This window comes from Photobacterium sp. GB-210 (genome assembly GCF_003026075.1).
Taxonomy (GTDB): domain Bacteria; phylum Pseudomonadota; class Gammaproteobacteria; order Enterobacterales; family Vibrionaceae; genus Photobacterium.
This window is the reverse complement of sequence record NZ_PYNU01000017.1, coordinates 35,430-54,102: the sequence shown is the minus strand read 5'-3', so window position 1 is coordinate 54,102 and position 18,673 is coordinate 35,430. Positions and strand designations below refer to the sequence as shown.

Here is an 18,673-nt window from a genome sequence, read left to right as displayed (position 1 = left end):
GTGAGTGTGCACTTAAAGTGCACACTTAAAAATCACTTAAAGATAAAGAATAGTTCAGCTTCATCGGAGGCATTTAGATGCTTAGAGGAATGGTTTAGCTTGCTGTGACGTAACTCTCCAGCGCTAATGCACTCAATGTTAGAGAAATATTTTTTACCTAAGTTATTAATTGTATCGATATCCATTACCCTAGGATGTGCCTTACTTTCACTACTAAATGGCGAGTAAGAAAGAACGAGGGAAGCACCTGAATTTTTAGTAAGATAAAATAACTCCTCAAATGCACTTGGCGCTTTTGAGCGAATGCAGAATGGTGATTGATGCCTATTCTCACGATAGATTCCGCGACTGTACTTAACTTCTCCTTTTATATTAGTTGTTGATATATCAGGAGAGTCTTGTAAAGCCAACGTTTCCAGTACATGATAAAAACGACTGTAATGATCTCTCGTGTAAGGAGGATCTGCGTATACGACTTTAACGTTTTCACTTTCTTCTAGTGCATTCTTAAAGTCTAGTTTTGTTGCATAGTTGGGATACTTTCTCTTACTAGATTCAACGTATTTATATAGGAATTTCCTATATGTGGACATCACATCAATATCCCTATCTTTGGAAACTGACTTTGCTAGGTTGTTTTTTGGTCTACCATCTTTATATCTTGGTCTAATTGGCTGAGCAAAATGCTTACCTACGCTGTTTACTACTTCGCTGACTGTGCTAAGTAGAGCGGCCATATAAATGTCTTTTGGTGTGTTTTTCAGTAACGATATTTCATAAGCAATCACATCAAAATCTACTGCTTGCTTATATGAAAAATAAACCCCACCAAAGTACTTTGTTGCGATGAATTGATTTGAATGAAGGACTTGAGCACTGTTTAGTCTGTTTTTGACAACATTTAATGCTTCAAATAAAGGGCTTCCTTCTATTGCATCACTAGCCATTATTGAACCTGACTCGATGACATTACATAAAAGGTGATTGTCGCCATCAAATGATTCTTTAATCGCACTTCTTTCGAGGTTTATTAGTGGGTTTATACATTTTTCACTTAAATCATGAAAGTAAGAGTTAGTACATGATGTTAAAAATCGTTCAGCTTCCAACATGCCAACCCTCGAACACAGGAGCGCACTATTGATTACACGCGAATATTCTTGGATATCGTTACCAGTGACAGAGTACTTGTTGGATAAAAAGTTCGACACAGTACCTGAGCCACTGAACAGATCAACAACATGATCTCCAGTCGAGGCTAGGTTTGAAATAATACCATCGATTTGTTCAAGAACTCTTAGCTTGCTTCCTAGATAATGGATAGGCCTGAATATGTCATTTTTACTTTCATCAATTCCATCACATGATAGAATTAGCTCTGAATTTTGCATCTTAACCATAACATAAGTCTTTGATTTAAATGAATAATAAAACAGCAAACAAACAACCTTTGTTGAAGGCGTCGCATGATGCACTTTCCCGACGAGCGATTGTACACGGTTGTAATAAAGAAGTGTTACCCCTTTTGTCATTGTCAAAGGCTAATTCCGTACAATGCATATACCTAGATCCACCTTATAATAATGGTGATAAATACAACCACTATGAGGATAACCTTGAGCATGAAGATTGGTTGAATGAAATGGAGGAAACTTTGTTTCTATTCAAACCGCTACTTAAAGAGACAGGTAGTGTATGGATCTCTATTGACGATAATGAAATGCACTACTTAAAGGTTGTAGCTGATCGTGTTTTTGGTAGACAGAACTTTGTGACAACGATTGTTTGGCAGCAGAGAACCACAAGAGAAAATAGGAAAGTTTTTTCTAATAACCATGAATATATCCTTGTTTATGCTAAAAATTTAAATGCTTTCTCTAAGTACCGAAATGCTTTACCTCCTTCAGAAGAGCAACTAGCTAGATATAAAAATCCTGATAATGATCCGAGAGGTCCGTGGCAGTCAGTTTCTCTCAATGTACAAGATGGGCATGCGACTAAAAGTCAGTTCTACACTATTGTTGCACCCAATGGTAAGAAACATATCGCGCCTCAAGGTAGGTGTTGGGCATATAATCAACAAAGAATGGAGAGAGAAATTGAAGAGGGAAATATCTGGTTTGGTGCAAAAGGTGATGGTGTCCCAAGGCGTAAAAAGTTTCTTCATGATAGTAATTTGAGTCTTACACCTGAAACTCTTTGGCTTGGTGAAGACGTCGGTACTAACAAACAAGCTAAAAAGCATATAAAAGAGCTATTTTCTGATAAAGCTCTTTTTGATACTCCTAAACCAGAGAGCTTGATAGGTCGAATCTTGGAAATCGCGACTAATGAAGGTGACTTAGTCTTAGACCCATATCTAGGCTCGGGTACAACCACTGCAACAGCGCATAAAATGAATAGGAACTATATCGGTATAGAGGTTGGCGAGCATGCCATTACACACTGTGTAGAAAGGATGAAAATGGTCATTGATGGTGAAAATGGTGGTATATCGAAAACTCAATCATGGAACGGGGGGGAAAGCTTTTCATATTATCAGGTGAAATCCAAATCTATAGATAGTTTTTTCGAGTTCCTCGGAGAATGGCCTATAGCCAGTTCGTCTTGATTCGCTCTTAGCTAATACTTTGCTCAACTCAGGTGACTTACAAATTTCTCTATTTCAACTAAGTTTATAGCTAAGAATTAACTATTATCGGGTATAACCATCATGGTTATCTACTTGGTAATGATAAAGGTAAAGTAAGAAGAGAGAGAGGAATACGGGAGTTTTGATAGGAACGACTGACAAGTGTAAAAACAGCGGTCAAATCGATGACAAAAGAAAAATAAATTAATTTTTATTTTCAGGCAATTAGCTCTTAATCGTTCTTATCCAGCATCGGTGCGACAGAAAAACGCTGCATTGGAAAATCGCCTGTAACACTTTGAGTTGACAAGTTATTTTTCATTGTCTCGTCTACAACATTTGTCATTTTTATACCCTATTTGGATTGCTTTACTTTTAAATTCAGAATCTTACCCCCTCACTGCGCAGTATCTAAAAGATACGATCGCTAAATGCTTAACTGATGTAGCTTGAGGGATATTCTGAAGAAAGCGGATTCTACATTAAAACGTCGTTAAGCCAAAGCAGAAGCAATAAAGTGAAAGCGAGAACTTACTTACACCATTGTCATATAGCTTTATTTCAAAGCATTCTAAAAAGAGAAGCTCTGTGCTTTTTAATAAATATTATGTAAAACCCTTCTTTTTCTTGTCCACACAGCACTATCAATAATCTATTTTGACTATATCGACAAAAAAGACTGTACAAAAAGTAAACACCTGTTATTATCCATCTCGCTCTGTTGTTTAGAGAGTTATTAAATGCGGCACCAAGTCACAGTTAAACCTTCAGCTACATCAACGTTTTCGTTTTGTACTTCAGTGTTTCCCTTGTTTTGGCAGTATCATTAATAATTTAACCACTTAGCACATCGCATTTTAGCGGTTAATTAATCACATATATAAGGGGCATAACATGTCTAACAAAACTACTGGTTTAGTAAAATGGTTTAACGAAGAGAAAGGTTTTGGTTTCATTACTCAAGACAACGGCGGTGCTGACGTATTCGTTCACTTCCGTGCTATCGCTTCTGAAGGTTTCAAAACTCTTGCTGAAGGCCAAAAAGTGTCTTTTGAAGTAGAGCAAGGCCAAAAAGGTCTTCAAGCTGCAAACGTTGTAGCTATCTAATTTATCCTTACGGATAAATAAAAAATGCTGGCTAAGGCCGGCATTTTTTATACCTGTAATTTACCCTCTCTCATTATCGTCCCCCCTGCTACACCCCAACTTCTGTTGTATTTCTGAATAACTCTGCTCAAGGCTCAACTACTCCCGACTATCTTGATGCAGAGATTTATTCACACGGCGCTCACGGTACTTATCTTTCGCTTTTGCTCTCCCTTCTTTTCTTACCTTTATCTTGCACCCCTCATTATTATTACCACTTGGTAATAATCTTTTGTGCTTTTATCGTATTGTTGTTTTTAGTGTAATTATTAATAATACACCCATCGAAACGCACAAGGCGTTCACAAACATAAATACACAAGGTTTTATTACTCATGAAAACAGTTATTAAAGCAACTATCGCAGCCGCTATCATCGCTATGTCTTACAACGCTTCAGCAAAAGATGGTGCGTTCACAGGTAATGTTCAATTTCAAAAAGCAGCGGCTAGCACTATGAATGCAGCTCACTACCAAAAACAAGGTACTGCAGAGCGTTCACACTCAGGTGTGGTATTCACACAATCAGCATCACAACTTACTTTTGCTGAAAAGCTACTGTCTGCTGCTGATAAATAAGCCGCAGATATCGGCAAGTAACACCCCATTTTAATTATTACGTTTACGTAATAGTGGTTAACTTTTCATTTTATTGTTTATTTCCGGTAAGTGAGCTGTTGTTAGCATCAACACCAACAACAACCATAAAGATTCGGTGCCGGTAACACTCACTTTGCTATTCACACTCTGTAAAAAATTCCGGCTTATGGCACATGCGATAAGCCAACATAAATTCTTAAATATTAACGGAGCTTCATTATGAGCAATGTATTCTACATGCCACCTGTAACATTAATGGGTCCTAACGCTATTCAATCTTTAGGTGCTGAACTTGCCTCAAAAGAGCTGAAAAAAGCCCTAATCGTGACAGACAGTGTATTAGTTGAAGTGGGTTTAGTGAGCAAACTAACTGACGAGCTTACTGCGCACGGCCTTGATTACACTATTTACGATGGTGTGCAACCTAACCCAACTGAGAAAAACATTGAAGATGGCCTAGCGCTACTTGCAAGCAGCCATTCTGATTTTGTGATTTCATTCGGTGGTGGTTCTTCACACGATACTGCTAAAGGTATCGCACTTGTGGCAGCGAACGGTGGTCACATTCGTGATTACTCGAAAGGTGTACACCTTTCTAAAAAGCCACAACTTCCATTGGTAACCGTGAACACAACGGCAGGTACCGCTTCAGAAATGACCGTATTTGCGATCATCACTAACCAAGAAGATGAAACTAAATACCCAGTGGTTGATAAGCACTTCACGCCAATTATTGCAGTAAACGATTCAGAGCTAATGGTCGCAATGCCTAAGTTCCTAACTGCTGCAACCGGTATGGATGCATTAACCCACGCCGTTGAAGCGTATGTTTCAACAGCTGCAACACCAATTACTGATGCATCTGCCATTAAAGCGATTGAGCTGATTGTAAACAACCTAGAAACTGCTGTTAACGACGGCCAAAACCGCGAAGCACGTGATGCAATGCAATACGGCGAGTACCTTGCTGGTATGGCATTTTCAAATGCATCTTTAGGTTACGTTCACTCAATGGCGCACCAATTAGGTGGTGTTTACGACCTGGCTCACGGCCTATGTAACGCGATCCTATTGGCAGAAGTTTCACGCTTTAACGCTAAACAAGTACCAGAGCGTTTTGTTGATATTGCGAAAGCAATGGGTATCGACACAGCAGCAATGACCCAAGAGCAAGCAGTAAATGCAGCCCTTGAAGCGATTGATGCACTCTCTGAAAAAGTGGGTACTAAGCAACGCCTAGCAGATTTAGGTGTGACTGAAGACAAGCTAGCGTTCATGGCGCAAAACGCCCTAAACGATGCATGTTCTTTAACGAACCCACGCAAAGCGAGCCTAGAAGAAATCGTAGCGATCTTTAAAGCACGCATGTAATTAGCAACAGCTATAAAAAGGCTGGGAGAACCCAGCCTTTTTTATAACGAATAACGAAAAAGCTAACCGTAGAACAACGCTGGCTTTTTGTTAACTCATCTATTTCGAGGGTAAAGAAATGACAGAAAATATTATCGTTGAGATCAGTAATCACAGAAGTTCGCCAAAGAAAGTCTCCGTAAAAGCCTATTGTAATGACAATCAGAAATTACCGAGTGCAGTGATCATTTCATTAGAACAATATGAATCTGCCGGATTAACTCAATCTTTGACTCAGCTTCTTAATAAGAGCAAAAGCCAAAATATTATAGATAAGTGCAAAGCCTTACTTAGCTACATTGCCGATGGTGCAACCATTCGAATGAATTGCTATAGCAGATAAAAAGACCGCCTTGATGAGCGGTCTTTCCGTGTATTCACGAGCAACACACCAACCCTAACCCTCTTTTACTACCCTCGCTATTGTCGCCCTGCTACACCCTAACTTCTCTTTTTCTCTAAGTAACTACCTCAAAATCCAGCGCGAACTCAATTAAATCCAAAGTAACAGATATTTCAGTAGTAATGATTATTGCCTGTATTGGAGTTAGCCACATAACAGGAAGCGGCAGTTTTAGCCCGTTCTTTTTCAATTGGGGTGGCTATTATGATAACGGATTAATAGATGCTGCCGAGTGGAAAGCCAACCGCTTTAAACTGATTTAAGTTACGTAACTTACTTAACTTATGTAATTTACATAACTTACGTAAAACGGATTTAATACAATGAAAATTAAAGGATTTACCTTACTTGAATCAATCATCACCATTAGCGTGTTAAGCATATTGATCGCCATGGCAGCTACGCAACAATCCGTATTGATAAACAAGATGGCCATCCTGATTTTAACAACAGCCTAGCGACAGTAGATTGGATCACGTTCGAGAAAGAAAGCGGCAAAGCCCTAACGATGCAAATGACATGGATGGGACGTTTATATCAATGTGGTGTTGAAGGGGAGTGGTATGGGGCAGAGGAGTGTTGATACAAAAAAGGCCGCCTAAGCGACCTTTCAAATTTGGTACATGTAACGGGTGTTATATAAAATAAACGTTCATTCACTTTGTTTATCATGTACGACCAATTGCTTAATTGGAAACACTGCGTCATAAATAACATTATAAAAATATGAGAAAAACAGATAAAAGACAACTAACCCGATATCAAGAATGAAAGCCTCTATTAGTGTGACTTTCAATACCACCGACAGCACAGGTATAGTTATAATAAGTAACCCCACCTCGAACCCAATACTTTGTAATATCCTGTGATGTACCTTTTTCTTTTGTACGTTATAGGTTTTCATCATAAAGTTATCGAAAAACTGATTATAAAAATAAGTCCAAACAGTCGCAATTATAGAAAACAAAACGCCCACAATCCCTACATGTCCGATGTTGAAATCAAATTGACTCAAGCCGAAAACAACAATCAACAACCCAATAACTTCAAATCCAATAGCATGACGGATACGATCTGATGTCGTTCTCATTAGTTTGTCATCCATATTTATAAAAAAACAAAGTATAACTAAGAAAACAAAAGATAATAATTAGAACCTATCCGAAAAACAGATAGTACTCTCTATTTAGTATCAATAAAATTCGTTATCCAGTTCATTCCAAACACCTTAAATGATAGGTGTTAGCCTTGATGAGCGATCTTTCCGTGTATTCACAAGTAACACACTAAAACTACCCCTCTTTTACCACCCGCGCTATTGTCGCCCTGCTACACCCTAACTTCTGCTGTATTTCTGAATAACTACGCCCAAGTTTTAACTGCTCTCGACTATCTTGATGCAGTACTTCATTCACACAACAACCACGATACTTGCCACTCGCCCAAAACACCCTTAAAATATACTGTACATACATACAGTATATTTAACCATGATTACACTTAACACTTACGTACAGGCGGGGATCACCGGCTTTGAAAACCCCACTATTCGCTTTCGGAAAAAATCGCTAAACCTACAAACCATGTTTGTTCACAGCCATTCATCTATGCGGTTAATGGGCGCCGATAACACCTACAAAAAGCTAGGGATCGCAAAAGGAGATTGGCTACTCATAGACAGTGCCTTACAGCCCCTAAACAGCGATCTTGTTGTATTTGAACAACACGGTGACAACCACATCGCACGTTGGAACCTGCTATGCCAACACATTGCTGCATCAGGCAAAGAGTGGGACGACTTACACGTAATAGGCGTGATCACACTCTCTATCCATCACTTTAGACAACCACCGTTATTACCATGGCACCATGACTTAACCGAACTCGACCTACACCAACTGGTGATCACCCAAGAGCATTCCACCATCTTGTGCCGTGCGGCTGGGCTTTCCATGCTGCCGTACATTTGGGACCACGACATACTGGTATTAGAGCGCCACCTAACCCCCGAGAACGAAGACGTTATCGTACTTTCATTAAATAATGATCTTGTCGTAAAGCGCGTAAACCTACACAGCAGAACCCTGTATTCAGATAACCCCAGCTTTAAGCCACAAAAAATAAACCAAGACGACTACACCCGCTTACATGGCGTGGTGCGTTACAGCCTACGATTACACCGCCCTGTTACCTTATGATTTGCTTACTTGATGGCACCCGTTTTTACGCCGAATCTTGCATTACCTACAAGCCCGCCCTGAGAAACACCCCGTTATTGGTAACAGCAGGCCAAGGGATCTCCATTGCTGCTAACCGTGCTTGCACAAACATCGGGATTTCAAAATTCACCCCAATATGGGAAGAAATAGACCGCTTGCGGGTACACAAAGGCATTGTGTATAAAGCCAACTTCAACACCTTTTCTCACCATTCAGATCGCTTTATGACCGCCCTTGAAAAGCACATACAAGGTGCCCGTTCTATGCGCTACAGCGTAGATGAAGTGTTTTACGATGTGAGCCACCTGTACCGCATTAACGTCGATCTGAATGAACACGTACAAGCCTTACGCAAAGCCATTTATAAAGAAACTGGTGTACCGACAGGCGCTGGTGTCGGCAAAACCCTGACCTTGGCTAAAGTCGCCTCGTGGGCGGCGAAGAACTGCCAACCTTACCAGGGACAATGTGTATTAATAAGCGAGAAAGAAACCGATGCAGTTTTAAAACAAATGCCCGTAGGTAAACTTTGGAACATAGGCAGACAACTGAATAAACACCTGACACAAGAAGGCATTTTAACCGCCTACCAACTAAAACAGTGCGACACTAAAACCTATCACAAACGTTATTCCATCAACGTGGCTAACGTGATTTCAGAGCTGAATGGCATCGCCTGTTTAGACATTTCCGTTGAGCGAGAAAAGAAAAAACAGATATGGTCTACCGCTTCTTACCGTGATCGCCTACACCACCGAGACGATCTTTTTGCCGAATTGGCTCACCACTGCGCCGAAGTCATGCGCAAAATACGCGACCAAAAAAGCGAGATGAAAACCCTTTCCGTATTTGTCAGCACCTCAAAATACGACCGTTGCCCGCCGTTTTATCGCCGTGGTGAACTCACCCTAGAAAGCGGCCTAACCGATACCAGTTTTGCCCTGCAACAATTACGCGCCTTATTCGATGACTTGATCCCCGACAACCTTGCCAAGCAACCCATATACAAAGTGGGCGTAGGCGCTCCAAGCCTGATTGATGCCGAAGTAAAACAGTTCGAATTATTTAACCGCTTTGACAACAAAGACACCTTAAACAACACCCTCGACCAATTAAGCGATCGCTTTGGTAAAGGCGTGATCGGTTTTGCGTGCCAGCAACGCAGCTACCACGAACGGCAGGGAGAAATAGAAATGTTAGAGCTAGAGAACTACTACACCGACATTAAAGACATTGTGGTGGTGAAGTGTGTTTAGTGGAAAGAAATGAATTAGCTTGAGAGTTGAAGATAGACCTTCTATAAGCCATATCGGACACCTGTCCGATTTGAATATCTTTCTCTGACATGGTGACATCTAGGGTATTAAGTCATCTGACATGGTTATACGGGAACATTTCGGCCATACAACAGAGCCAAGGCACCAAGGCTTTATTAACCCATTATACCAAATACAAAAAAACGCCATGATGAATGATGAGGCGGTCTTTTAACGTAATCAGAATTTATGCGCACAAAATCGACAGGCTCTATAACTTCTCGCACAAGGAAAGGTCAGAAACATACTCACGCATTAAGTTTTTCTTGTAACCGATTTTCTTAGGGCATTCGAACATGTCATTAGGCTCTATAACTAAAAAATAATTCGCATAATTAACACCTATACCAACAATAGCCCCCAGACATAAAGAGCAATAAAATAACTTCATTCCACCTCGATATTTGTCTTTCGTTACCAAGCTCTTTACAGATAAAGAAAATGACATGATGCTAAAGAATGCAATTCCCCATGTGGCAATAAATGGTAATGCTAAGTTACTAAACAAAACCTTATCAATCTGCTCAATTGGTAATAATAACGGCTTAATTGTGGCGTATGATGTATAACTAGATACTAAAATTAATAGTAGCGACAATAAAGTCCTAATCATCAAAATTCTCTAAAACTAAATCCACTAACTTCTTTTCAAAATCAGTAGTTTGATCAACAGTCCAAATAAATAAACTAGCTGAAACCAAGATTATTGCAGTTCCTAAAACTGTTGTAGGAACTGCAAGAGTACCTATAGCCAAAGCTGTTCCAGCGACAACCAGAACATTCACAAGTAACTTAGCCTCATCGACGCCTAGGTCTTTTAAAGTGTATTCATCATTGAGAACATACTTTAAAACGTTAATGGCTGAACCGACCAATATTTCCATAGGAGCGGTGACCTTAACATAACGAGCCATACCTTTGGGTGAATCCAAAGCACCTAAAGCAAGTTTTACCACTTGAGGATTTGATGCTCTAAAACGATTACCCGCGAGCAACGTTTTCATGTGCTGTTTGTAACCTTTCAAGATCAAATAATCGACACCATTATGTGTTTTCACATAAGCAGTAACACCCAAACCACCTAATTTTTTAGCGGTATCGAATGCATCGTAAGTGCCTTTCATTGCACCACCGATATTTTGAGTTTTATCGAGCGCATCAAAAAACTCTTTCCATTCTTCTGGGGCTAGAACCGTAGTTTCTACGACATCTTGCATATATCGAATATGGATCTCTTTATCTCCCTCTTTAGCGAGAAAGTTGTAAGGAGGCCAGTACATATTATTAGGGTTGATTTCTGGTGTATTTAGTTGAGATGTCATTCGTGAGGATGATTGAACAGACGCAACAGAACTGTCAGTTCCTGCTGTTATGCTTGACTGAGAGCCAAATGTTACACTACTACCAATATTGACATTGCCGCCATTGATATTAACGGCATTACCTATATTAACGCCGCTGCCCATATTCAAATTAGTCGCTGTTGATGTATTTAAACTTACCTGATGAGAACTGGCGTCAAGAAAGCAACTACCACACCCAGTATCAACAAGATCACCGACACGAGCTAGATTGGTACCAAACACATTAGCAGCCCTTGGGGATTGGGCGACAATCGGACCTTGACCTCTGCAAATTTTACTGCCGCATGGACAAGTCGCAATATCACCAACAAGGGCAACCTTTTGTCCGTTTATAATGACACCACCGTGACCTGATATAACAGAACCGCCCGTTGTGGTTTTACTACCAACAGTTATTACGTCATTACTCATCAGATAATCCTTTATTTTATAAAGACGCAATAATACTAAAAAATGCGCATAGGCAATAACTTGCCCGAAATAGGCTCTATTTAACAGTATGTATCTAAAGCGATCCGATACAGATACGCGGTAGCGATTGTTGTGACGAAGAAGAAACAGACGGTTATCATTGCTTATTTTAATTCTTTGTATAGGTCTTATATATGCCCATATTGGTGTACTTCGTTTTGACTGAGTACCCTTCAGATAAAAGTCGATCATTGATAATAAAATAAGTGAGGGCTGTAACAATAAAACTGGCGATAAAGAAAAATAACATTATTCTATTTTGTACTTTTATTTTTCTTTTTGACCATGAGTATTTCACTTGCACACCTGTTTTGATGACTGTAATAAGGCCAGACCATAAATAAATGATCAAACCTATACTCATAAAGCCACCTAACGCATCTCCAAATGATAATTTTACAACATGGGATAAGCTATAAGTTGATTTTACTGTTTGAATCCAAGAGGATAGAAACCACAAAGATAAAGCAGTAAAAAGAATACAGATAATAAAGTTTTGTATTTTTAATTTTTTAGATACATATTTGCCGTTATGATTGCAATTTTCTGAGTGCATTTGTAAGTTCTCTTGAGACGTTATTAACTTCGAATAATTTATCAATAGCAAAACTTAAGGTCACAGATACAGCAGCTATTACGAGAATTGCTATCGTTCCCCAAGCTCCAATAATTGCACCTATCACAATCTCTGTGCCATATAATGCTATAGCTGTCTTAATAAAATCCGTTCCTATATTTCCAAACCAATCATAAAAATCATAATCATCGTTAAAGATCAGATCATTAGTATTTATGGCGGCTGAAATAATCATGGTCATAGCACCAGCTTTTATGCCAGCACTAATACGCTGCGTTGGCGCTAATCCTAATTGAACAACTTTCGGATTATCTATCGCATAGGTCTTTTTTCCATTCACCTTAAGACGCATTCCATTAACAAGCACATGCCGTAACATCTGCTGTCCATTATTTCGAGTGGCAATTGATACACGAGTTTTCCCTTTAATCACGGAATATCGCGCTGTCACACCAAAATCGTCAAAGGCTTGGGCTAACTTAATAGCCCCCAGACCAGTTGCTAAGTATTCGGCCCATGTCTTCGATTTATCAATGTCTTTCAAAATCAATGTTGATGGTATTTGACCTTTTTGATGATATCGTTCATCAATCAAATTTTTAATGGTATAGAATGAATCTTCTTCGGTGAGAAGCAACACAGCTTGATGATTCTTTTCTAATTCTTCTTGGAGTGTACATTGCCCAGTAAACACTCCATTCCCAGAGATATCATTCATTAGTTATTCATGCTTGAGTGAACTTTTGGCATTGATGCGCTCAATTTGCTCAAGTGTTTTTTGCGCCCTAGCTTCTTTCGCCAATTCGGATTTATTAGCACGTTCAGTCTGTTTGACTAAGCTGTCATGACGATTAAATTCAGTTGGCGGCGATAGCCATGTTAGAGATTTAGGCATTTAAATATAAAAAGTTTATTGAGTTTGAATCATTGTAAATAAAAAAGGTACTAGGCAATAATTTGCCCAAAATGGGCTCTATTTAACAATAAACATCTAAAACGATCCGATACGCGGTAATGTCCAGATACAAAAAGACCGCCTTGATGGGCGGTCTTTTAACGGTAATTCTATTTATTCTTATTTTTAGACAGAACTAGTTTTTTTAAAAATTACTTTACTCTTTAAATAAGTCGAGCCCATTGTCTGCGTACCATTGCTTTAATGAAGCAATAACTCCAGCAGGGGAGTCCTCTTGATTTGAAGAAGGATGAAAGATTAGATCTTTACCTTTTGGGTGTGCAACTAACTTTGAGAAGTGCATTGCTAGTTTAGATATGTGCTTATCATAAGCACTATCAGATAAATTGTTTGTATCAGTATCTTCAAAAAAGTCTTCTAAGAAACGATAGAACTCAGCTTCTGTATAGTTGGTAATCTTGTCATCTAATTTCAGATTCATTTTACAACCCTTTATGAATATCAATATGTCGTTTTGGAGTGACAACACTTAAATTATCTACATCATATACCTTGCCACCATATTGGATTTCTTTAATATGATGAATCTCAAATCGTTCTCTTCCACCTGCGGTATCGTCTTCAACACAAAATGGAGCATTCCCTCGCTTAATTAAGCGCTGATTAGAACGACTAAAACCTTTTAGAAGCTCCATATCTTCTGATACGGCAAGCCAAAATGCTTTTCTAAACGTATCAAAACTTGAAAACTCTCTGCTTCTTAATTTATCGGCTATCTGGGACGGTATTGGTGCTCCTAATTCTTGTCCTGCTTTTTCTAACCAGATCCCTGTTATATCTTCACCTTTCCCAGTAACAACTCCTGGCTCATTACGAGCGGTTATCTTAAAGACCAGATACAGAGGCTCAATCCCTGAACCTTCAGGGAACACAAGAATTCTATCTTGCCAATCACTCTCAGCAGGCATAGGTAATACAGTCGATGAGTCTTTAACCGCATCACTGAGTGGATTTACCCAAATATCATCGAATGACACACCATCATCTTGAGACGGCGTTGTATGGGGCACTTGATTTCCAGTCTCGTCTGGTGACCAATATATCGTTGGGCCATCTTCTTCTAGTGCGACTGAATATTGACCTTGTGCGTTCTTACCCACATACCGAACAGGTACTTTGTCGTCACCATCGCCAACATGAAAAGCTCTGACTGTAGGGTAAACATCATCACCTTCGGGTTCTATTATCTGCACACGAATACGGCTTTTGACTTCTTGCATTTGCCTTAATTCTTCTTCTGTATGCTGCGTATCATCAGGAAAATGCAAGGCTTTAAACAGCATTAAAGATAAATTAATAACAGATGAGGTTTCAACAACAAAGCGTAAGTTATCGAGTGATTTATCCTTAAACTTTCCCGCAACCTGAGTCAGTGCGCGTGCCGCTTTATCATTATTTGATTGGTTTTGTGTTCCTGCGGCCATCGTCGCACTACTAGAAATGACTGGAGGCGGTATAGCAAGAGGCATTGCCTCTGCTGAACTTATAAATAGTCCCCAAGGATTAAAACTATTTTTAATCGATTCTTTTTTTTGGCACGCATCGGTATTGCCAAAAGGTTGTGAGCACGATTTAGCGAAAACTTTATCAGACTTAACCTTATTGAAATTATCCGAAATAAGCGATGGTAATGGTTCTTCTGTATTAAAAGGCTTTGGTATTTGTTCTTCTGTTTGAGGTTCTACTGGAGGAGTATTTTTAATCTTTGCATATTTAACATTAGGTTTTGCGCTAACTTCGGTTGCTTTCCACATCGTCTTATCCTTGTACTATTCCCAAATGATAAGACAAAAAGACAAGGGGCAATAATTTGCCCGAAACAGGCTCTATTTAACAATAAACATCTAAAGCGATCCGATACGCGGTAACGTCCAGATACTAAAAAACCGCCTCGATGGGCGGTCATTTAACAGTAAAGCTATTTATGCTTGGTATAATCACATTTTGTGGGTGGTAATACATAAGTTTGACTCGAGTATTTTAAAGTAAGTTCTCGCTCAGATGTACATTCGATGTAGTTTGACTCGAGTATTTTATCCCTCAACGAGGCATCTAAATAGTGCCCTATTAATGCACCAATTAGTGCACCAAATAGCATTAACCTTAGCGTTAACCTTGGGAGTTGAATACCAGTGAATATATTAAGAAATGCCATTGGGATAGAAGGAAGGAAAAAACCAAATAATACAAACGACGATGTATTGTTAAGGTATCCCGATACTTTGATTACAGGTTTAATTCCTACTATCTCCACCGTATGACTTAAATCATAAGCTCCCCAACCGCACCATGACACAACCCCTATAAAAAACATTAAAAATGTAAGTTTTTTGAAAGTATCTAACATGATTAGTCAATTAAATCCTCTACTGTTTCTTTCATTGGCTTAGTAAACTCATACTGATTATCCAAGTCAGATATATAACCCCCTATCTTAAATGCTGAATAAACAAATAAACCTAATCCAACTGCTGCGGGTAATGAGAACCCAAACAGAAAACCAGCACCAGCACGAGCGACTAAAAGTGCCCCTTGAGCAATTACACCAGCCACGACCCCCTTAGAGATATCCGCAGTAAATTGCCCTATGACTTCGCCTAGCGTCTTCTCATTGTGTAGCATGTAATCAACCGCATTGACCGCACCACTAAACACAATTTCTGCATAAATGTTTGCGTTTAAAAAACTAATATTCCCTTTAACGGTATTTAAGGCGTGACCAATTTTTAGCATTTGAGGCGTTGCTTCTTGCCAACTAATACCAAGGTCTAAATATCGAGGCTTGTAGTTCTCTACCACAATATTCATTACCCCGTTGATATTAATCGCCTTAGCGGTTGCACCCCATCCCCCAAGTTCTTTAGCCACTTCATAAGCACCTTTCAGTCCCATGCCTACGCCTGTGTAGTCTTTACCTGTGGAAAGCTGTCCGTGTGTGTCTTTGATAAGCAAATCTAAATACTCATTTGCTTCTTTGACAGTCATAATCGCAATGCTGACGTTCTCTTGTTGAGAAGTGTCCCATTGATATTTTTTTGCAATTCTTTTTATATCTTCATTCCATTCTTTTTCTGTCAGATCATAAGCTGCCTGTGCCGCCTTACTAGAAGATTGAGGGGATACAAATGAGTTGTTAGTTCCAACGCCACTAGTGTTGGAATTATTACTAAAGGTAACTCCACTACCACCATTAATATTAACGCCATTACCAATATTGACACCGCTACCCATGTTCAAATTAGTCGCTGTTGATGTACTCAAACTTACCTGATGAGAACTGGCGTCAAGAAAGCAGCTACCACACCCAGTATCAACAAGATCACCGACACGAGCTAGGTTTGTACCAAACATATTTGCAGCCCTTGGGGATTGGGCGACAATCGGACCTTGACCTCTGCAACTTTTGCTGCCGCATGGGCAAGTCGCAATATCACCAACAAGGGCAACCTTTTGTCCGTTTATAATGACACCACCGTGACCTGATATAACAGAACCGCCCGTTGTTGTTTTACTGCCAACTGTTATTACGTCATTACTCATCAGCTAGTCCTTTATTTTATGAAGACGCAATAATACTAAAGAATACGCATAGGCAATAACTTGCCCGAAATAAGCTCTATTTAACATATGTTATCTAAAGCGATCCGATACGCCGTAACGTCCAGATACTAAAAGACCGCCTCGATGGGCGGTCATTTAACAGTAATTATATTTATGCGTACTGAATTGAAAGTTACTGTGGTGCTAATATTTTTTGTTTCTATTAAACTTTAAATAACGATAAGCCTTGCGAATTTCGCCAACTTTTCACAATTTCAACGATCCGTTCTGGATTTCCATCGTTCTCATTTTCAGGATAATAAATTAAGTCAGAACCATCTGGGTGTTCTGTTATCTGACAAAAATGTTCAAGTAATTCATCTTGATAATCATTGGTTCCTTTAGATTCAATAATCTCATTTATCAAATAAATAAACTCAATTTCTGTATAGTCATTTATCGTGTCTTTTAATTCCATTATTAGCTCTTATGTATATCTATATGGTTACGAGGAGTGTTAACTCTAAGGTTATCAATATTATAAACCTCACCACCGTGTTGTATCTCTTCAATATGATGCAATTCGAAAGAACGTCTACCACCCACTGTATCCTTGAACCTTGCTCGTGGTGCCTTACCGTCTTGCATTCGCTTAATATTTGCAGGTATAAATTGACTCATTAAAGAGTGATTTTTAGAAACCTCAAACCAAAACGCTTCTCTAAACGTATCAAAACTTGAAAACTCTCTGTCTCTTAATTTATCGGCTATCTGGGATGGTATTGGTGCTCCTAATTCTTGTCCTGCTTTTTCTAACCAGATCCCTGTTATATCTTCACCTTTCCCAGTAACCACCCCAGATTCATTACGAGCGGTTGTCTTAAAGACCAGATACAGAGGCTCAATCCCTGAACCTTCAGGGAACACAAGAATTCTATCTTGCCAATCACTCTCAGCAGGCATCGGTAATACAGTCGATGAGTCATTAACCGCATCACTGAGTGGATTTACCCAAATATCATCGAATGACACACCATCATCTTGAGACGGCGTTGTATGGGGTACTTGATTTCCAGTCTCGTCTGGTGACCAATATATCGTTGGGCCACCTTCTTCTAATGCGACCGAATATTGACCTTGTGCGTTCTTACCCACATACCGAACAGGTACTTTGTCGTCACCATCGCCAACATGAAAAGCTCTGACTGTAGGGTAAACATCATCACCTTCGGGTTCTATTATCTGCACACGAATACGGCTTTTGACTTCTTGCATTTGCCTTAATTCTTCTTCTGTATGCTGCGTATCATCAGGAAACTGCAAGGCTTTAAACAGCATTAAAGAGAAATTAATAACAGGTGAGGTTTCAACAACAAAGCGTAAGTTATCGAGTGATTTATCCTTAAACTTTCCCGCAACCTGAGACAGTGCGCGTGCCGCTTTATCATTATTTGATTGGTTTTGTGTTCCTGCGGACATCGTCGCACTACTAGAAATGACTGGAGGCGGTATAGCAAGAGGCATTGCCTCTGCTGAACTTATAAATAGTCCCCAAGGATTAAAACTATTTTTAATCGATTCTTTTTTTTGGCACGCATCGGTATTGCCAAAAGGTTGTGAGCACGATTTAGCGAAAACTTTATCAGACTTTACCTTATTGAAATTATCCGAAATAAGCGATGGTAATGGTTCTTCTGTATTAAAAGGCTTTGGTATTTGTTCTTCTGTTTGAGGTTCTACTGGAGGAGTATTTTTAATCTTTGCATATTTAACATTAGGTTTTGCGCTAACTTCGGTTGCTTTCCACATCGTCTTATCCTTGTACTATTCCCAAATGATAAGACAAAAAGACAAGGGGCAATAATTTGCCCGAAACAGGCTCTATTTAACAATAAACATCTATCGCGCACCACAGAATCACATTACACACAAAAACAGGGCATTAAGCCCTGTTTTTACATCATTTCAGCATCACTTGTGGCTAAAGTTCCGCATTTATTATTTGTTAAAGACTTAACAA

The 18,673-nt window shown here is 39.3% G+C and carries 20 protein-coding genes; 8 read left to right on the top strand and 12 right to left on the bottom strand.

Going from position 1 to position 18,673, the window contains the following annotated elements:
* Positions 1–32 precede the first annotated feature (32 nt).
* Positions 33–1,400 carry a DNA adenine methylase gene (locus tag C9J38_RS16395; protein ID WP_158259514.1) on the bottom strand — a complete coding sequence of 456 codons (1,368 nt, stop codon included), beginning with the start codon at positions 1,398–1,400 and terminating at the stop codon, positions 33–35.
* 20 nt (positions 1,401–1,420) lie between these two features.
* Here C9J38_RS16395 and C9J38_RS16390 point away from each other — a divergent pair, with 20 nt between their 5' ends.
* From C9J38_RS16390 to C9J38_RS22160, 6 genes are all read left to right on the top strand, one after another.
* Entirely contained in the window at positions 1,421–2,611 is a 1,191-nt protein-coding gene (locus tag C9J38_RS16390; protein WP_107208033.1) for a site-specific DNA-methyltransferase, read from the top strand.
* A 915-nt stretch (positions 2,612–3,526) separates the two neighbouring features.
* A complete protein-coding gene (locus tag C9J38_RS16385; protein ID WP_006647715.1) occupies positions 3,527–3,739 on the top strand; it encodes a cold-shock protein in 213 nt (70 codons plus the stop codon).
* A 374-nt stretch (positions 3,740–4,113) separates the two neighbouring features.
* Positions 4,114–4,356, top strand: a complete 243-nt coding sequence (locus C9J38_RS16380) for a hypothetical protein (protein WP_045085049.1) — start codon at positions 4,114–4,116, stop codon at positions 4,354–4,356.
* A 240-nt stretch (positions 4,357–4,596) separates the two neighbouring features.
* Entirely contained in the window at positions 4,597–5,748 is a 1,152-nt protein-coding gene (locus tag C9J38_RS16375) for an iron-containing alcohol dehydrogenase (protein WP_005372756.1), read from the top strand.
* A gap of 118 nt (positions 5,749–5,866) precedes the next feature.
* On the top strand, positions 5,867–6,130 hold the full coding sequence (locus C9J38_RS16370) for a hypothetical protein (protein ID WP_107208032.1): 264 nt from the start codon (positions 5,867–5,869) through the stop codon (positions 6,128–6,130).
* A gap of 383 nt (positions 6,131–6,513) precedes the next feature.
* Positions 6,514–6,648, top strand: coding sequence for a prepilin-type N-terminal cleavage/methylation domain-containing protein (locus tag C9J38_RS22160; protein ID WP_107208031.1), 135 nt, complete (start codon positions 6,514–6,516; stop codon positions 6,646–6,648).
* Positions 6,649–6,842: 194 nt separating this feature from the next.
* On the opposite strand, the gene C9J38_RS16360 is transcribed toward C9J38_RS22160, so the two are convergent.
* Positions 6,843–7,280 (bottom strand): PACE efflux transporter, encoded by a 438-nt coding sequence (locus tag C9J38_RS16360; RefSeq protein WP_107208030.1) that lies wholly within the window; start codon positions 7,278–7,280, stop codon positions 6,843–6,845.
* A gap of 400 nt (positions 7,281–7,680) precedes the next feature.
* Between C9J38_RS16360 and C9J38_RS16350 the strand changes: the two genes are divergently transcribed.
* Together C9J38_RS16350 and C9J38_RS16345 are read left to right on the top strand one after the other, a co-directional pair.
* Entirely contained in the window at positions 7,681–8,388 is a 708-nt protein-coding gene (locus C9J38_RS16350) for a S24 family peptidase (protein WP_107208029.1), read from the top strand.
* Positions 8,385–9,665: a Y-family DNA polymerase gene (locus tag C9J38_RS16345; protein ID WP_107208028.1), complete on the top strand. Its 1,281-nt coding sequence runs from the start codon at positions 8,385–8,387 to the stop codon at positions 9,663–9,665. The genes C9J38_RS16350 and C9J38_RS16345 overlap by 4 nt, the downstream gene beginning before the upstream one ends.
* 271 nt (positions 9,666–9,936) lie before the next feature.
* On the opposite strand, the gene C9J38_RS16340 is transcribed toward C9J38_RS16345, so the two are convergent.
* The 10 genes from C9J38_RS16340 to C9J38_RS16290 all read right to left on the bottom strand — a co-directional run bounded on the left by C9J38_RS16340 (position 9,937) and on the right by C9J38_RS16290 (position 18,462).
* Complete coding sequence (locus C9J38_RS16340) at positions 9,937–10,338, bottom strand: hypothetical protein (RefSeq protein ID WP_107208027.1); 402 nt, start codon at positions 10,336–10,338, stop codon at positions 9,937–9,939.
* Positions 10,331–11,500 (bottom strand): PAAR domain-containing protein, encoded by a 1,170-nt coding sequence (locus tag C9J38_RS16335; RefSeq protein WP_107208026.1) that lies wholly within the window; start codon positions 11,498–11,500, stop codon positions 10,331–10,333. Before C9J38_RS16335 ends, C9J38_RS16340 begins: the two co-directional genes overlap by 8 nt.
* A gap of 169 nt (positions 11,501–11,669) precedes the next feature.
* Positions 11,670–12,116, bottom strand: coding sequence for a hypothetical protein (locus C9J38_RS16330; protein ID WP_107208025.1), 447 nt, complete (start codon positions 12,114–12,116; stop codon positions 11,670–11,672).
* Positions 12,091–12,855 (bottom strand): hypothetical protein, encoded by a 765-nt coding sequence (locus tag C9J38_RS16325; RefSeq protein ID WP_107208024.1) that lies wholly within the window; start codon positions 12,853–12,855, stop codon positions 12,091–12,093. The genes C9J38_RS16330 and C9J38_RS16325 overlap by 26 nt, the downstream gene beginning before the upstream one ends.
* Positions 12,856–12,858: 3 nt before the next feature.
* Positions 12,859–13,032 (bottom strand): hypothetical protein, encoded by a 174-nt coding sequence (locus C9J38_RS21790; RefSeq protein ID WP_158259513.1) that lies wholly within the window; start codon positions 13,030–13,032, stop codon positions 12,859–12,861.
* Positions 13,033–13,249: 217 nt separating this feature from the next.
* A complete protein-coding gene (locus C9J38_RS16320; protein WP_107208023.1) occupies positions 13,250–13,534 on the bottom strand; it encodes a bacteriocin immunity protein in 285 nt (94 codons plus the stop codon).
* A gap of 1 nt (position 13,535) precedes the next feature.
* Positions 13,536–14,867 (bottom strand): S-type pyocin domain-containing protein, encoded by a 1,332-nt coding sequence (locus tag C9J38_RS16315; protein ID WP_107208022.1) that lies wholly within the window; start codon positions 14,865–14,867, stop codon positions 13,536–13,538.
* A 595-nt stretch (positions 14,868–15,462) separates the two neighbouring features.
* A complete protein-coding gene (locus C9J38_RS22065; protein WP_233218517.1) occupies positions 15,463–16,653 on the bottom strand; it encodes a PAAR domain-containing protein in 1,191 nt (396 codons plus the stop codon).
* A 223-nt stretch (positions 16,654–16,876) separates the two neighbouring features.
* The gene (locus tag C9J38_RS16295; RefSeq protein WP_107208020.1) at positions 16,877–17,131 is read right to left on the bottom strand and encodes a bacteriocin immunity protein; all 255 of its coding nucleotides are present in this window, start codon (positions 17,129–17,131) and stop codon (positions 16,877–16,879) included.
* Between the two features lie 2 nt (positions 17,132–17,133).
* Positions 17,134–18,462 (bottom strand): S-type pyocin domain-containing protein, encoded by a 1,329-nt coding sequence (locus C9J38_RS16290; RefSeq protein ID WP_107208019.1) that lies wholly within the window; start codon positions 18,460–18,462, stop codon positions 17,134–17,136.
* Positions 18,463–18,673 lie beyond the last annotated feature (211 nt).

Bases quoted from the DNA above. Each gene is read 5' to 3' on its own strand.
- C9J38_RS16390 (WP_107208033.1), top strand. From the start codon at position 1,421: ATGAATAATAAAACAGCAAACAAACAACCTTTGTTGAAGGCGTCGCAT.
- C9J38_RS22160 (WP_107208031.1), top strand. From the start codon at position 6,514: ATGAAAATTAAAGGATTTACCTTACTTGAATCAATCATCACCATTAGC.
- C9J38_RS16290 (WP_107208019.1), bottom strand. From the start codon at position 18,462: ATGTGGAAAGCAACCGAAGTTAGCGCAAAACCTAATGTTAAATATGCA.
- C9J38_RS16295 (WP_107208020.1), bottom strand. From the start codon at position 17,131: ATGGAATTAAAAGACACGATAAATGACTATACAGAAATTGAGTTTATT.
- C9J38_RS22065 (WP_233218517.1), bottom strand. From the start codon at position 16,653: ATGAGTAATGACGTAATAACAGTTGGCAGTAAAACAACAACGGGCGGT.
- C9J38_RS16370 (WP_107208032.1), top strand. From the start codon at position 5,867: ATGACAGAAAATATTATCGTTGAGATCAGTAATCACAGAAGTTCGCCA.
- C9J38_RS16340 (WP_107208027.1), bottom strand. From the start codon at position 10,338: ATGATTAGGACTTTATTGTCGCTACTATTAATTTTAGTATCTAGTTAT.
- C9J38_RS16395 (WP_158259514.1), bottom strand. From the start codon at position 1,400: ATGGTTAAGATGCAAAATTCAGAGCTAATTCTATCATGTGATGGAATT.
- C9J38_RS16335 (WP_107208026.1), bottom strand. From the start codon at position 11,500: ATGAGTAATGACGTAATAACTGTTGGTAGTAAAACCACAACGGGCGGT.
- C9J38_RS16375 (WP_005372756.1), top strand. From the start codon at position 4,597: ATGAGCAATGTATTCTACATGCCACCTGTAACATTAATGGGTCCTAAC.
- C9J38_RS21790 (WP_158259513.1), bottom strand. From the start codon at position 13,032: ATGCCTAAATCTCTAACATGGCTATCGCCGCCAACTGAATTTAATCGT.
- C9J38_RS16315 (WP_107208022.1), bottom strand. From the start codon at position 14,867: ATGTGGAAAGCAACCGAAGTTAGCGCAAAACCTAATGTTAAATATGCA.
- C9J38_RS16360 (WP_107208030.1), bottom strand. From the start codon at position 7,280: ATGAGAACGACATCAGATCGTATCCGTCATGCTATTGGATTTGAAGTT.
- C9J38_RS16380 (WP_045085049.1), top strand. From the start codon at position 4,114: ATGAAAACAGTTATTAAAGCAACTATCGCAGCCGCTATCATCGCTATG.
- C9J38_RS16345 (WP_107208028.1), top strand. From the start codon at position 8,385: ATGATTTGCTTACTTGATGGCACCCGTTTTTACGCCGAATCTTGCATT.
- C9J38_RS16350 (WP_107208029.1), top strand. From the start codon at position 7,681: ATGATTACACTTAACACTTACGTACAGGCGGGGATCACCGGCTTTGAA.
- C9J38_RS16325 (WP_107208024.1), bottom strand. From the start codon at position 12,855: ATGAATGATATCTCTGGGAATGGAGTGTTTACTGGGCAATGTACACTC.
- C9J38_RS16320 (WP_107208023.1), bottom strand. From the start codon at position 13,534: ATGAATCTGAAATTAGATGACAAGATTACCAACTATACAGAAGCTGAG.
- C9J38_RS16330 (WP_107208025.1), bottom strand. From the start codon at position 12,116: ATGCACTCAGAAAATTGCAATCATAACGGCAAATATGTATCTAAAAAA.
- C9J38_RS16385 (WP_006647715.1), top strand. From the start codon at position 3,527: ATGTCTAACAAAACTACTGGTTTAGTAAAATGGTTTAACGAAGAGAAA.